Source organism: Alteromonas naphthalenivorans (assembly GCF_000213655.1).
Classification (GTDB): domain Bacteria; phylum Pseudomonadota; class Gammaproteobacteria; order Enterobacterales; family Alteromonadaceae; genus Alteromonas; species Alteromonas naphthalenivorans.
This window is the reverse complement of the sequence record NC_015554.1, coordinates 1,129,823-1,143,192: the sequence shown is the minus strand read 5'-3', so window position 1 is coordinate 1,143,192 and position 13,370 is coordinate 1,129,823. Positions and strand designations below refer to the sequence as shown.

General features: G+C 42.5%; 13 protein-coding genes. 12 read left to right on the top strand and 1 reads right to left on the bottom strand.

The features are described 5' to 3' along the window. The first annotated feature begins 347 nt into the window (after window positions 1-347). On the top strand, window positions 348-1,331 hold the full coding sequence (locus AMBT_RS04935; protein WP_041452493.1) for a flavin reductase family protein: 984 nt from the start codon (window positions 348-350) through the stop codon (window positions 1,329-1,331). 113 nt (window positions 1,332-1,444) lie between these two features. Next, a complete protein-coding gene (locus AMBT_RS04930; protein ID WP_049791802.1) occupies window positions 1,445-2,476 on the top strand; it encodes a fatty acid desaturase family protein in 1,032 nt (343 codons plus the stop codon). A 129-nt stretch (window positions 2,477-2,605) separates the two neighbouring features. Here AMBT_RS04930 and AMBT_RS04925 read toward each other — a convergent pair whose 3' ends face one another. Then, the gene (locus tag AMBT_RS04925) at window positions 2,606-3,475 is read right to left on the bottom strand and encodes a DMT family transporter (RefSeq protein WP_013783481.1); all 870 of its coding nucleotides are present in this window, start codon (window positions 3,473-3,475) and stop codon (window positions 2,606-2,608) included. Between the two features lie 523 nt (window positions 3,476-3,998). Here AMBT_RS04925 and AMBT_RS04920 point away from each other — a divergent pair. From AMBT_RS04920 to AMBT_RS04875, 10 genes are all read left to right on the top strand, one after another. Further along, window positions 3,999-4,664 (top strand): response regulator, encoded by a 666-nt coding sequence (locus AMBT_RS04920; RefSeq protein ID WP_013783480.1) that lies wholly within the window; start codon window positions 3,999-4,001, stop codon window positions 4,662-4,664. Window position 4,665: 1 nt separating this feature from the next. Next, window positions 4,666-5,955 carry an ATP-binding protein gene (locus tag AMBT_RS04915; protein ID WP_013783479.1) on the top strand — a complete coding sequence of 430 codons (1,290 nt, stop codon included), beginning with the start codon at window positions 4,666-4,668 and terminating at the stop codon, window positions 5,953-5,955. Continuing rightward, window positions 5,939-6,304, top strand: coding sequence for a cupredoxin domain-containing protein (locus AMBT_RS04910; RefSeq protein WP_013783478.1), 366 nt, complete (start codon window positions 5,939-5,941; stop codon window positions 6,302-6,304). Before AMBT_RS04915 ends, AMBT_RS04910 begins: the two co-directional genes overlap by 17 nt. After that, complete coding sequence (locus AMBT_RS04905) at window positions 6,294-7,058, top strand: FTR1 family protein (RefSeq protein WP_013783477.1); 765 nt, start codon at window positions 6,294-6,296, stop codon at window positions 7,056-7,058. Before AMBT_RS04910 ends, AMBT_RS04905 begins: the two co-directional genes overlap by 11 nt. Continuing rightward, window positions 7,055-7,750: a hypothetical protein gene (locus AMBT_RS04900; RefSeq protein WP_013783476.1), complete on the top strand. Its 696-nt coding sequence runs from the start codon at window positions 7,055-7,057 to the stop codon at window positions 7,748-7,750. Before AMBT_RS04905 ends, AMBT_RS04900 begins: the two co-directional genes overlap by 4 nt. A gap of 84 nt (window positions 7,751-7,834) precedes the next feature. Continuing rightward, on the top strand, window positions 7,835-8,572 hold the full coding sequence (locus AMBT_RS04895; RefSeq protein WP_013783475.1) for a glycosyltransferase family 2 protein: 738 nt from the start codon (window positions 7,835-7,837) through the stop codon (window positions 8,570-8,572). Then, window positions 8,562-9,254 (top strand): TVP38/TMEM64 family protein, encoded by a 693-nt coding sequence (locus AMBT_RS04890; RefSeq protein ID WP_013783474.1) that lies wholly within the window; start codon window positions 8,562-8,564, stop codon window positions 9,252-9,254. Before AMBT_RS04895 ends, AMBT_RS04890 begins: the two co-directional genes overlap by 11 nt. Beyond that, a complete protein-coding gene (locus tag AMBT_RS04885) occupies window positions 9,251-10,939 on the top strand; it encodes an ArnT family glycosyltransferase (RefSeq protein WP_013783473.1) in 1,689 nt (562 codons plus the stop codon). The genes AMBT_RS04890 and AMBT_RS04885 overlap by 4 nt, the downstream gene beginning before the upstream one ends. Before the next feature lie 181 nt (window positions 10,940-11,120). Next, a complete protein-coding gene (locus tag AMBT_RS04880; RefSeq protein WP_013783472.1) occupies window positions 11,121-11,873 on the top strand; it encodes a thermostable hemolysin in 753 nt (250 codons plus the stop codon). Further along, window positions 11,863-13,368 (top strand): AMP-binding protein, encoded by a 1,506-nt coding sequence (locus AMBT_RS04875; RefSeq protein ID WP_013783471.1) that lies wholly within the window; start codon window positions 11,863-11,865, stop codon window positions 13,366-13,368. The genes AMBT_RS04880 and AMBT_RS04875 overlap by 11 nt, the downstream gene beginning before the upstream one ends. The last annotated feature ends 2 nt before the right edge of the window (window positions 13,369-13,370 follow it).

The following is a 13,370-nucleotide window of genomic DNA, read 5'->3' as shown; positions in this document are numbered from 1 at the left end:
TAGTAATCATTCATCGCTAGCTTAATACAACGTCTTAACCAACTCGAATTCATCAACATTCCTGCTGCACAAATCAAATACACGTTACAAACCCCACGAAAACCTACCTTTCAAAAATCTACCTACGTGAGTACGTATTTTTAACTATTCACTTGACGAGAATGAATTTAAGCTTACACTTGTGCGCTGACTGAGCATACACTTGTACGCTTAAATTATTTTTACTCTCTAGTTAAGTCCGTTTTGAAAAATTAATAGGTGTGATCTCAACTTTGAAACTATTACTCGATAATCTGGCCCATCGCTTGCTCCATCACAGTTCATGGAGAGGATATTGGGAAGTGCTTATGCAGCAGGTTAAACCTGCGTGGCGAGATGGCTATTACAGAGCGCAAGTTGAAGCTGTCAGAAATCTTAGTTCTGACATGCTGGAAGTTATTCTAACGCCCGAAAAAGCATGGCCTAGTCATATTGCAGGGCAACATATCGCGCTAACCATTGAAGTGAATGGAAGGCTTACTACCCGCGTATTTACCGTTGTTTGCGGGGCAAGCTTTCACCGCGAGACGAAAAATATTCGGCTTATCACTAAGGTCAATAACGAAGGTGCACTTACTCCGGCTCTTTCCTCGATAACACCCAATACATGGGTGAATATTTCGGCGCCTAAGGGGAATTTCACCTTACCTAATACCGATAAACCCGTACTTATGGTTGCTGGCGGTTCACGCATAACGCCGTTTATCGCTATGCTTGAAGACGCCATTGAAAATAACCTAATACACCGCGCACCTGTTCATCTGCTTTACTTTGCAAAGCCCAACGAGCACGTGTTGCAAAGCGAATTACTAGCACTTCAAAAACGCGCCAACAACTTTACTTTTGCCGTGTTAACTCGACAAAAAGATGGCGATGTAAAGGATTACCTATCCCACTTTGCTGATGCCCACTGGTTGGTGTGTGGCCCTAATGCGATGTACGAACAGGTTCACGAAGTAGCAAAACTGGTGAGGGCACCGTTAGACAGTGAACATTTTGCCTCATTGCCCACTGTGAACATTGAAAGTCTGAGCGAAAAAGAAACCTTTTCTTTGGTGCACAACGGCCAGCATTTATCGGTGAATAATCAGAAATCTCTGCTTTCGCAGCTTCAAGAAGCGAAGCAGCCTGTAACGTATGGCTGCGGTATGGGTATTTGCCATCAATGCCAATGTGTGAAAAAGCGGGGCGTAGTGCGAGATACCCGCACCGGCGAGCTGTCTGATAGTGCCGAGCAACTTATTCAGCTATGTGTATCGCAAGCCGTAACCGATTTGGAGATTCAACTATGAACACTCGCGTCTTAATTAATACCGAGAACCTGCAAGAAGCGCCTAGTCAAACTGACGCGCGATTACAACAAGCTACCACCCCACCGCAGAGCGTAAGCAAACCAGATTACGACATGTTGGAAGCTCAGCTTGATGCAATAAAGTCGGAAGTAAAAGATAAAATAGGTGCTGAAGATGCAGCCTATATTCGACGTATTATTCTTATCCAGCGTATTTGTGAATGGAGTGGCCGTATATTATTAATGCTTGGTTTCTTACAACCTCTACTTTGGGTAGCTGGCGTACTAAGTTTAGCCGCAGCGAAAATACTGGATAACATGGAAATTGGCCATAACGTGATGCACGGACAATATGACTGGATGAACGACAGTCATATAAATTCAAAGCGCTATGAGTGGGATATTGCCTGCGATGGGGCAAGTTGGAACCGGGTGCACAACTACGAACATCACACCTACACCAATATTATTGGCAAGGATAGAGACTTTGGCTATGGCCTACTTCGCTTATCGAATGATTTTAGATGGCGGGTAAAAAACCTTTGGCAGTTCGCTACCTATATTTTGCTTAGCGTAATGTTTCAGTGGGGTGTGTCGTATCACGAGATGGCCGCAGAACGCGTATTCTTCGGCAAGAAGAAAAAAAACCGCAAAAACCAAGTAACCCATAGCGAGCTTAAAAAACACTTTTTCAGTAAAGGCGCACGTCAGTTGGTAAAAGATTATGTGCTCTTCCCCTTGCTGGCTGGCCCGCTGTTCTTATGGGTATTGTCAGGCAACCTTATTGCCAATTTGCTACGTAATTTATGGACATCTACCATCATCTTTTGCGGGCACTTTACCGGTGATGTGGAAACCTTTAAAGCAGAGGATTGCAAAAATGAGACACGCGGCCAGTGGTACTATCGTCAGGCCTTAGGCTCATCAAATATCAAGGGCGGAAATTTATTTCACATACTTACTGGGCATTTAAGCTTTCAGGTAGAACACCATTTATTTCCTGACATTCCCGCCAGACGATACCGAGAAATGGCTCCTAAAGTACAAGCCGTATTTAAACAGCACGGTATGCACTACAACACAGGCAGTTTTTGGAAGCAGTACACTAGCGTACTAAAACGCATTGTTCGCTACTCTTTTCCTTAAGCCCTTAAGCGCAAAAACCTACCAGCCGACCATCGCGATTGCGCTGGTGTTTTTGCGCGCAAAGGTATTTACAGAAAAAGGTGCTTGCAGGTAAAGGTACTGGCAGAAAAAGCTACTGGCAAAAAAGTTTTAATTCAATCTAAGCACGATAACACCGACAAAAGCAGCGGTTAAGCCTAGCACTTCTTGACGGCTAAATGTTTCTTTCAAAACAATATGAGAATAAAGGAGAATAAGTAAAATATTCATTCCTGAAATTGCGGAAACTAACCCGGTATTACCAATAGAAAAAGCGGATATTATTGCAACCATTCCACTTACATTTGCGACCCCTACTATCAGTCCGCAAGAAAAGGTTTTTATTTCCGACCAATTAGTTTTCTCTGAATATTGAGACCCTATAAATTTCTTACGCTTTGCTAACCATCTCATGGCAAAAAGAAAACTTCCAAAGCCGAACATAGACGTTAACGTCGCAAAAACATCTGCCTCTAAAAGTGTGGACTGTTTACCCATTAAATCTGTAAACGTAAAACACAATGCAGCAAGTAGCCCCCATTGCGCCCCTTTTAAATTATCAATAGAGATATCTGAAGAATATCTAAGAATACAAAGGCCACAAAAAATAATAACAAACCCAATTAATTGAATAGATGTTAACGTCTCATTCCAAATTAAAAAGGCAAAGATGAGGACAAACAAAGGCGTCAACCCTGCTAGAACGCTGATGAGTGATGCTTTTCCTACTGAAAACCCTTTGTGTAAAACAGCATTAGCGGCAAAAGATCCAAAGCCTAGCCCTATACCAACAGCGACATCTGCCCAGCCGTACCATCGTTGATTTAACAACAGTACCCCTACTACGCTGATGATAAAACCTATACAGAAAACACCAAATAGTAGTAGATCGCGATTTAAGTTTTTCTGCGATGTCCATTGATACAAGATCCCTCGCAAACCAAAGAAAAATGTTGCGAGCAACGCATAAACAATCCACATAATAAATGAATCTCATGTTCGTAATGATTTAATAGCTTAAATTGAAAAAGCAGCGCCTATAAATTAATAACCTGTTTTATTTATAGATGTCTAGGATTCTATTGTTTCATTATATGCTTTATTGATGATTATTTTATTTCAACTAGATGAAAGCGTTAGCGTAGCTAAAGAACGCATTTACTAGACAGTTTTGTATGAATGGCAGATAGTTTGTAGAAACATACTTCATAGCCGCTTCATTACCCTTGTAGGTATTAAGCGACTGCTGTAGACAATTATCGGACAAACAGATTATTGGCTTTTTTGAGTTTTGTACTAATTGCGGATATCTCCTCTGTAGCCAACGTAATTGTTGAGGTCATAAAAGCCCATAGGAAGTGTGTGGTAGCATTTTTGACGATTATTAGAAGCTATGAAAGGTCTGAAAAAACCTGCTCGATTCAGACCTGTAATAAAAAATGCTTAAGGTTTTCTTAAGTTTTTTTGTATATCCTTAAATTTACTGAGAAATTATGGGAGTGTTATGCGCATACTGTTAGTTGAAGACGATAAGCCTTTGTCCAACGCGCTTAAAGTTTCATTAAGAAAGGCAAACTATACTGTAGACTGTGTCTACGATGGTGCCAGCGCAATAAGTACACTTCGCCCATCGCAAAATGATATTGTCATTTTGGATCTAGGTCTACCAGACCAGGATGGATTAATCGTTCTCAAGAGTATTCGAAAAACTAATCCAGTACTGCCAGTCTTAATTCTGACCGCAAGAGACAAGACCTCTGACAAAATATCAGGGCTAGATGCGGGTGCAGACGATTACCTCCCCAAACCCTTTGAAATTGATGAGTTGCTGGCGCGCTTACGGGTTTTAGAGCGCAGATTAGGTACGTCTTCAGAAAGTGTGATCACTGTGCAGAACGTCAGCCTTGATACAAAGCACCATACATTGACTATTGATAGTGACATAGTACATCTTCCGCGTAGAGAGCTTATGCTTTTGAAAGCGCTAATTGAAAACGCGGGTCGCATATTGAGTAAGCATCAACTTGAGAGCAAACTCTATGAATGGGGTGAGGAAGTTTCAAGCAATACAATAGAAGTGCATATCAGCAATTTAAGAAAAAAGATGCCAGAAAACTTCATTCGAACCATTAGAGGCGTAGGGTATTGCATATCCAACTCTGGAGATTAACGTGACGTCGATTCGTCGCTTTCTTATTTTAACTCTTACCAGTGCTTTAGTCCTTATTGTCTTCAGTGCGGCGCTCCACGGCTATCGTGCCACAATAGGTATATCAACTACGCTACTAGACAATGAACTCACCGCGTTAAGTAGTGCCGTTGCTTCGTTCAATGGTGGCTCACCAGGTAAAGATCACGCTTTGTTATTTCAAATCTGGCAGGACGATAAGCTGATAAAAAGTTCAAGCAAAGTGTTAAAGGCCCCACTCTCTGACTTTAAAGACGGTTTCTCAGAAAAAAATGCTCTTGGAACACGATGGCGTGTGCATACCTCTTATGTAAAAGATGATGGCTCTTGGTACATGGTGGCGCAACCATTGAGTAATCGCTTTACGTTAGCAGATGCATTAACCGTTGCTTCCATTACTCCTTTTATTGTCAGTGTTCCCCTTCTTGTCGTAATTTTGTTTTTAGGAATAACCTGGGGGCTTGCCCCCCTAAAACAGCTTTCTCGAAAATTGGCTAAACGAACAGGTAATAACTTTTCTACCATTGCACTTGATAGAGAACCCAGTGAACTTAAACCTGTTGTTTCTACGCTCAACTCAATGTTTTCTCGACTAAGTGCTGCGTTTGAAAGAGAACAGCAGTTTGCGTCCAACGCCGCACATGAACTGCGTACACCGCTAAGTGTGATGAAAATCAATATTCACAATATTGCTGAAGAATTAGGAGATAGCGGTAAACTACTTGAAACGCTTCAACGCGACACCGATCGGATGATTGACGCGGTGAATCAATTTTTGTTACTGACACGTACCAGTCCGGAGACATTTGTAGAACAAAAAGAGGCAGTTAATCTGCACTTTGTTGCGCAAGAAGTGATTAGCGATCTATATGGAAAAATTGAAACCAAACAGCAAGAGATATCCTTAGAAGGCGATGAGATTTGGTTAAACAGCGTACATTTTATGTTGTACACCTTATTGCAAAATCTTATTACCAACGCCAGTAATTATTCCCCTGAAGGGGCACAAATTGTTGTTCGAATTGAACAACTCGCATCAAACGTAGTTTTGAGTGTCGCGGACTCGGGTCCTGGCATACCAATAAGTGAACGAGCCAGCGTATTAAAGCGATTTAACCGCGCAGCACAAGCTAAGACGACAACAGGCAGCGGCCTTGGTTTGGCCATAGTATTGCAAATTGCTGCTCTGCATAATGCCAATGTTGTGCTTGATGATGCTAAGATCGGAGGCCTTGAAGTGAAGGTGGAGTTTGAAAATGAACTCTTACTTTAAATTTTCTATTGGCCTTTTTATTGGCCTTTTATCATTTTTCTCTCCTCGTGCGTTTGCACTAACTGAAGTCGTGATAGAAATTAAAGATCATCTTTTTTACCCGCAGAATGTAGTGGTTCCAGCGGGGAAAAAGGTACGTCTTACTTTCATCAATTTCGACGATAGCCCCGAGGAAATAGACAGTTTTTCCCTTAACAGAGAAAAAGTGATTTTTGCCAAAAGCAAAGGCAGTATTTACATTGGACCGCTGACACAAGGTGAATATCCTTTCTTTGGAGAATTCCACCCTAACAGTGCAGTGGGCAAAGTAGTCGTAAAGGAACAAGAGGAGAAGCCTGATGCTCATTAATACGGTCGTACTCTTCTTAAGAGACACATTACCTATTTTTCTATTGCTCAGTGTACTTCTTGCATTACCTGGCGTTTCACGATTGTCGCTAGTATGGCGAATAGCCTCACTGTTAGTGACCGCAGCAATGACATATTCTTATCTAGGCGTTATCTCTCAACTGGCAGAGGGCGCTGGCTTTGAGTTATTAAAATCGTTACTCCTAGTGAGTGCCTGGATAGGTATTTGTGTGCTAGTCATTTGTCCCTTTTCAAAACGTAACTTCATCAGAATGGGTATTACGTTGCTTGTGCTGGGTATTGGGTTACCTAACAGTTTGCATTTTATGGTGTACTTTGTGTCAGGGCTTACGCATAACAGTGATAGTACGTTGCTTTTTCTTGGTACTACAATTGGGCTGGGGATCAGTATCAGCATCGCTATTTTGCTCAATATCGCACTAACGCACTTTGTAAGCCACAAAGCGACGTTTTGTTTCACGACTCTTTTTGTCGCCGCGCAAGTTGCAAACATCGCGCTTCTTTTGGAACAAATAGATATATTTCCTGCCCCACAACAAGTTTGGGATAGTAGTCATATCGTTAGTGACAACAGCGAGTATGGGCATTTATTGAACGCATTAATTGGCTATGAAGCCACTCCATCAATGAGTTACATGATGTTATTTATATTTACTTTGGTTGTGCCCAATACTATTGCTGCGACAAGGAAGCGCATACCTGCGCTGTGGCAACAAGTGGAGGTTACACAATGAAGCGCACTATCTTATTATTAGTTGTCCTTCTTGCCGCATTTTCTGTGAGCGCTGACAATTTTACCGTAGACAGAGTCTATCACCCTTATGTATTGCCTTTTGAACGCGAATTCGAGTGGCGATTAACTTCACGCCAAAATGATAACGGCAATGTATTGATGCAACGCTACTCGTTTGGACACGCCCTTTCTGAGTTTGTAATCCTGGAGGCTTACCTTGTGGGAGCTCGCGATGAAAACCGAGATTTTGGGATAGAATCTTATGAACTTGAGCTTCGTTGGATGGTCACTGAACAAGGAAAGTATTGGGCTGATTGGGGAGCCTTATTTGAATTAGAAAAGCAACACAATACGGATGACTGGGCAGCTAAGGCCGGCATTCTGAATGAAAAAGAGTTTGGTCAGTTTAGTCTAACTACTAACGCAAGCCTAGTATATGAATGGGGTGAAACCATTGCCAATGAGTGGGAGAGCGAATTCAAAGCAAAATTTCGCTATCGCTGGCTCCCAGAGGTTCAACCCGGTATTGAGATATATGTAGGAGAGGACTATGTGGGCGCTGGTCCGGTTTTTATGGGAATTAAACGCTACGACAGGCAAAAGCAATTAAAATGGGAGCTTGGCTTTATTGCAGGGCTCAATGGTGACAGTAAAGATCATACATTGCGTATGTCACTGGAATACGAATTTTAATGCACAGACGTATTAAGGGCTTAAGTTTTCCTTAAGGTTTTTTACATACAATACTGCGCATCTTTACTTTCATACACGCGCCATATGCACCAGATAGAAGTTAGTGTAGTTCTTCCTGCAAAAAATGAAGCAAAAAATCTTCCTTCATTGCTATGGGAAATTACTCATTCAGTAACTCCTGAACAAACTGAAGTTATCGTAGTCGATGACGGTAGTGATGACGGCACATCTACATTACTGGCCACGTTGGCAGGATCATTCCCCCTTACTCTAAGGGTAATAGTGCATCCCTCCAGTTGCGGACAGAGCACTTCTGTTTATCACGGCGTTCTCGCTGCTCACGGAAAATGGGTTATTACATTAGACGCTGATGGTCAAAACGATCCTGCGGATATCCCAAAGTTAATCGAAACAGCTAAACAAGTAAACAGTCCCCACTTTTGCGTCATTGGTTATCGACAAAAAAGAAAAGATACAAGATGGAAACGCGTGCAATCTAAAGTGGCAAATCGCATTCGTCAGTATGTTTTAGATGATGATACACCTGATACGGGTTGTGGTTTAAAGCTGCTTCCACGACGTACCTTCCTATTGCTTCCTTATTTTGATCATATGCATCGATACATACCTGCCCTCACAAAACGTCTAGGTGGCAATATAGTGTGTGTGCCTGTGAATCATCGAGCTCGCCATGAAGGTCAATCAAATTACAATGCTTGGAATAGAGGTTGGGCTGGTGTTGTAGATATGCTCGGCGTCAGGTGGTTGATGTATCGCAATAAACTCGGTTCCATCAACGAGATATTCACGCATGAAAAGTGAGTGTTTTCCTCTTATGCGTACTGTCAGTATCTTGGTGAGTACCAGTTTGATGGCAGTGGTTTGTTACCTATCAGTTCAAGTAACCAGTGACATTCTTGCACATAGCGCCGATCCAAACTGGTTGATATCTTACATAGCGAAACTCAGCACGGAAGAAGTATTCTTGGTATTAAGTGCCTTTGTTGTATTAATGACACTGGGTATTCCCCGGCAAGCTGTTAGCTTTTTTTGTGGGGTTGGTTTTGGCTCATTTGAGGGTAGTATTATAGCGCTACTACTTACCTGTATCTCCGCAAGTACAGCCTATCTATTGGTACGCGGTCCTTTTAGAAAGCTCATAGCCAAAGCCATTCAATCAGAAGTTTTTGAGAACCGTTTTTCACAAATGCGCGTGAAACTCGTGAAGAGCAGCTTTCGAACAATACTCATGGTTCGACTATTTCCAATAGGCTCTAATGTTGCGACCAATGCTTTAGCTGGTGCGTTTCGAGTACCTTTTATTCCTTTCATTTCGGCAAGTGCGCTAGGATTTATTCCGCAAACCTTACTTTTCTCAATGCTAGGAGGTGGCTCACGTTATATTAATGCCGTTGAAAAACCTATTCATATAGCAGGCCTAGTAGTTAGCGTTTTGCTAATACTTTCAATGTTGCGCTTTACTCACAAGGACAACGCCAAGTGACAAATATATTTCGTCACGAGCGTAAGGTTTTCTTACTTTTTGTTGTTGCAGCCATCATTATTTTCAGTGGTTTAGGCTTTCGCGATGCCTGGCCGCCGGACGAACCACGTTTTGCTTTAGTTGCCAAGGAGATGGTGACAAGTGGTCAATGGCTGATTCCAATGCGTGGGGGAGAGATTTACCCTGATAAGCCCCCTGTATTTATGTGGGGTATCGCACTTTTCTACGTTTTGACTGGCAGTTTAAGCGTTGCAATGCTTTTACCTAATGCCATCGCAAGCCTCGTAACGTTGACAGTCACTTATCGTTTATCACGAGCTCTTGCTGATGAGAGAACAGCTATACTCAGCATGTTGCTGCTATTGTTGAGCCCACAGTTTCTAATTCAAGCCAAGTTTGCTCAAATAGATGCGTTGGTTGCTTGTTTTATTTGGGTTGGCATTTATGGCTTTATTCGCCATTTTTGTATAGCCGAAAGCTGGCGCTGCTATTTCATCGCGTGGGGCGCAATGGGTCTGGGAATTATTACTAAAGGCGTGGGTTTTTTGCCTATTTTTATCTTAATCCCCCTTTCTTTTTTAACCTTCAAAAAACAACTCCCCACAACAAGATGGAAAAAACGCGCATTACTAGGGCCCTTGGTTATGCTAGGTGTGGTCTTAGTTTGGCTTGGGCCTGTGCTTTATTTAGGCGCACATCAGCAAGACCCAACGATTCAGCAGTACTTATCAAATATTTTGCTGAAGCAGACAGCGCAGCGATATGCAAATGCTTGGCACCATATTGAGCCATGGTACTACTATATTTTCAAAGTTATTCCAGTGTTTTGGTTCCCCGCCCTCATAGTACTAGCATTTAAAGGTAAAGGCATAAAACGTCTCTTAAGCGACAACCCTGCCTATTTAGCGCTAGCAGTTTGGGTATTATTAGTCGTTGCATTCTTCAGTTTTAGCCCTGGGAAGCGCGGTGTTTATGTACTTCCAGCACTTCCTGCTGTGGCTATGATTTCGGGGTTATTACTCTCTCGAAGTGGCATCTCAAAAGCGATTGGTAATTTTGCGCGTTCTGTGACTCTTGTGATTTCGCTAGTTGTCTTCATTACTGGCACCGTGCTTTTGTTGAATGAAAAAACAGCAAGCTCCTTAATTTTACGCTTTCACAGCGACTTAAGTACTATTACCAAGTTAGGGGCCATATGCCTTCTAATAGGTATGATGGGTTTGTTCACACAGTTTTTAAATTTATCTAAACATCTCGTATCGTGGTTAGTGATAATAACTGTCATCCCATCGACAATGGGCGTATGGATACTCAATGAAATACGCACCCCATCACAACTGTTAGTGCGTGCTCAAACGCAGATGAGTTTTCTTTCGACCAGCATTGGTAACTTCGATGTGGGCATTGTCGACGTTAAGGAACAATACTTACTATATTCACCATTTCCCCTAGCTCACTTTGGTTACCATACCGAAAAAGAAAGAGAGAATGGCACTGCTTGGGCGTGGCTTAAAGCGCGGCCCGCTCGTTTTTTGTTAGCCCCTAAGGACTACCTATTTCAATGTGTTGATTTAGAAAAGGCATTATCTTTAGGTTTTGCACATCGAGACGAGTGGTTACTTATCTCTTCAGATGCTGCTTATGCGACATGTAGTCTACCTTCAGACGCTCCTGTTTACCGTTAGTAAGGAGTGAAAACGAAATCGACTGTTATGGATAGAGTGCCCGTCAACGCCAGTATAATGTCCAGCATTATTTTAGCACGGCAAGTTTTTGATTTAGCTTTTCTAAAAAAGTGACCCACTTAAGGTACTCTTAAGGTAGCGCGGTAATACTCATACTATCGAAGAACACAAGAGTGTACGTATGAGCCTTACTTTATCGGTAGCACCAACCCCCCTCGACGATGGGGTGGCATTTCAGCACAGAAGACAGCGCACATCACTTGCTTTTGTTGCTGCAAATCTTACTTACCCAGCAAGGCAACAAATTGAAACCTTTATCGCTAATGGCTTCGCTACTCGCTATAACGCGCATATCACTTCATTCATGCCTATGTTGTTTGCACTTGAATTTAACGGAGTAAAGGCTGCCGCCGGTGCGAGATGTAGTGCTACTGACAGCACCAACCACGCACTTTTCATCGAGCAGTACTTAGATAGCACTATTGAGGGAGAATTATTACGTCATGGAATTAGCACGCAAAGACACGAAATTGTAGAAGTAGGTAACTTATTTAGTTGTTCACCGCGATATACGCTACCACTTTTACTGTCACTGTTCTTTTTATTCTCTCAGCTTGGTAAAAAGCACGTGGTCTTTAGTGCGACGAAACAGGTAAAAAAACTTCTTCAAAATTCAGGTGTTTCGCTTATTTTCTTGGCACCCGCTGATGCAAGAAAACTGATATCCAGTCAAGATAACTGGGGTACGTATTACGATACAGCACCACAGGTAATAGCCCTGTCCCTCAAAGAAGTTACTCATCAGGTAGTGAACAGTGTACTTCTTCGTCAATACTATCAACAGGCAATTGGACTCATCACTGGTTCAAATTTCGAACAACAACTAAACGATGCCTTAGCTTGCTACCCAAAAGGAGCCTCGCATGTTGCTTGAACACTACTTAAACGGTGACGACTCAGCTATTGCGCTGAAGCATAATGATAAATCGTTGACGTACTTGGCACTTAAAGAAGCAGTTACTCACCTCGCCACTTGGATCATAAACAACAATGTGAGTAGCATTGCTATCGCCTTTGACAATAGTTTTGCGTGGGTGGTAGCTGACCTTGCATGCCAAGAAGCACAAGTTTGCTGCGTACCTATTCCACTGTTTTTCAGTGAGACGCAGCAGCGACATGTTATCGAAGAGAGTCAGTGTGAATGCCTACTTTCGAGCGGAACATTAACCTTATTTCCGGCGGCTAAAAAAGAAACCTTAAGTGATAGTTTAAACATTACTGGATATACACTAACTCCGTTCGCAACATCTGTGAATATGCCTAAAGACACTAATAAGATTACTTTTACCTCAGGGTCTACAGGCACGCCAAAAGGTGTGTGCCTTTCTAGCGAATCTCAGTGGCAAGTTGCAAAGTCTATTGATAGCGCTTTTCAACAGGACGAAGTCAATCATTTATGCATACTGCCTCTTTCCACATTGCTTGAAAATATAGCGGGTATTTACGCGCCACTACTTCATGGCGGTACTGTACAGCTTGCATCTGCAAGTGCGAGAGGTTTTGAAGGTAGTCGACTTGTAAACCCGCAAGCATTACTAAAGCTCATAGACAGTGTTCAGCCAACATCAATTATCTTAGTGCCAGAATTGCTCATGGTGCTTCTCGAAGCATGCTCAAAAGGCTGGCTGCCACCGACGTCGTTATCGTTTATAGCAGTTGGCGGTGCTCATGTTTCGCCTTTCTTATTGACTGAAGCACGAGCCAGAGGCTTACCGGTTTATGAAGGCTATGGCCTGTCAGAGGCTGTTTCGGTCTCGACACTCAATACACCAAACTGCAATGTGCCTGGTTCTGCAGGCAAAGCGCTTGGCCACAATACTCTTTATATAGACAAAGGCGAAGTTGTCGTGGCGGGCAATCACTTTTTAGGATATTTGAATCAACCAGAAAGTTTTTATCCACCCGAGGTGAGAACTGGGGACTTAGGTGTTATTAACGATGGCGTTCTAACGTTAAGTGGCCGTAAGAAAAATATTATGGTTAACAGCGCAGGTAGAAACGTGTCGCCGGAATGGATCGAATCTTTACTGATGGGGAGTGGATTATTGCGTCAGGCGCTCGTCTTCTGTGAAGCTCGCCCCCACTGTGTTGCTTTGATAGTGCCTTTATCACCTCAGATCTCAACGGACAGAATTAGAAAAGCCGTTGAACTGATTAATCAACAATTACCCGACTATGCACAAATAGAAAACTTTGATGTCGTTGCGCCGTTTACACCAGAAAATGGGTTATTAACTCAAACAGGTAAGGTCAAACGGGACGATGTAATCACTCATTACAGCTGCACTTTAGGCGCACTGTATTCACCCCCTCATATTATCTCGCATACTGGAAACAGTGCGTCTCAAAAGATTAACATTGGAGAGTAAAT

What these genes read in the sequence shown, in the direction of transcription:
- AMBT_RS04935 (WP_041452493.1), top strand. Translation starts at nt 348, where the DNA reads ATGCAGCAGGTTAAACCTGCGTGGCGAGATGGCTATTACAGAGCGCAA.
- AMBT_RS04930 (WP_049791802.1), top strand. Translation starts at nt 1,445, where the DNA reads ATGTTGGAAGCTCAGCTTGATGCAATAAAGTCGGAAGTAAAAGATAAA.
- AMBT_RS04925 (WP_013783481.1), bottom strand. Translation starts at nt 3,475, where the DNA reads ATGTGGATTGTTTATGCGTTGCTCGCAACATTTTTCTTTGGTTTGCGA.
- AMBT_RS04920 (WP_013783480.1), top strand. Translation starts at nt 3,999, where the DNA reads ATGCGCATACTGTTAGTTGAAGACGATAAGCCTTTGTCCAACGCGCTT.
- AMBT_RS04910 (WP_013783478.1), top strand. Translation starts at nt 5,939, where the DNA reads ATGAACTCTTACTTTAAATTTTCTATTGGCCTTTTTATTGGCCTTTTA.
- AMBT_RS04905 (WP_013783477.1), top strand. Translation starts at nt 6,294, where the DNA reads ATGCTCATTAATACGGTCGTACTCTTCTTAAGAGACACATTACCTATT.
- AMBT_RS04900 (WP_013783476.1), top strand. Translation starts at nt 7,055, where the DNA reads ATGAAGCGCACTATCTTATTATTAGTTGTCCTTCTTGCCGCATTTTCT.
- AMBT_RS04895 (WP_013783475.1), top strand. Translation starts at nt 7,835, where the DNA reads ATGCACCAGATAGAAGTTAGTGTAGTTCTTCCTGCAAAAAATGAAGCA.
- AMBT_RS04890 (WP_013783474.1), top strand. Translation starts at nt 8,562, where the DNA reads ATGAAAAGTGAGTGTTTTCCTCTTATGCGTACTGTCAGTATCTTGGTG.
- AMBT_RS04880 (WP_013783472.1), top strand. Translation starts at nt 11,121, where the DNA reads ATGAGCCTTACTTTATCGGTAGCACCAACCCCCCTCGACGATGGGGTG.
- AMBT_RS04875 (WP_013783471.1), top strand. Translation starts at nt 11,863, where the DNA reads ATGTTGCTTGAACACTACTTAAACGGTGACGACTCAGCTATTGCGCTG.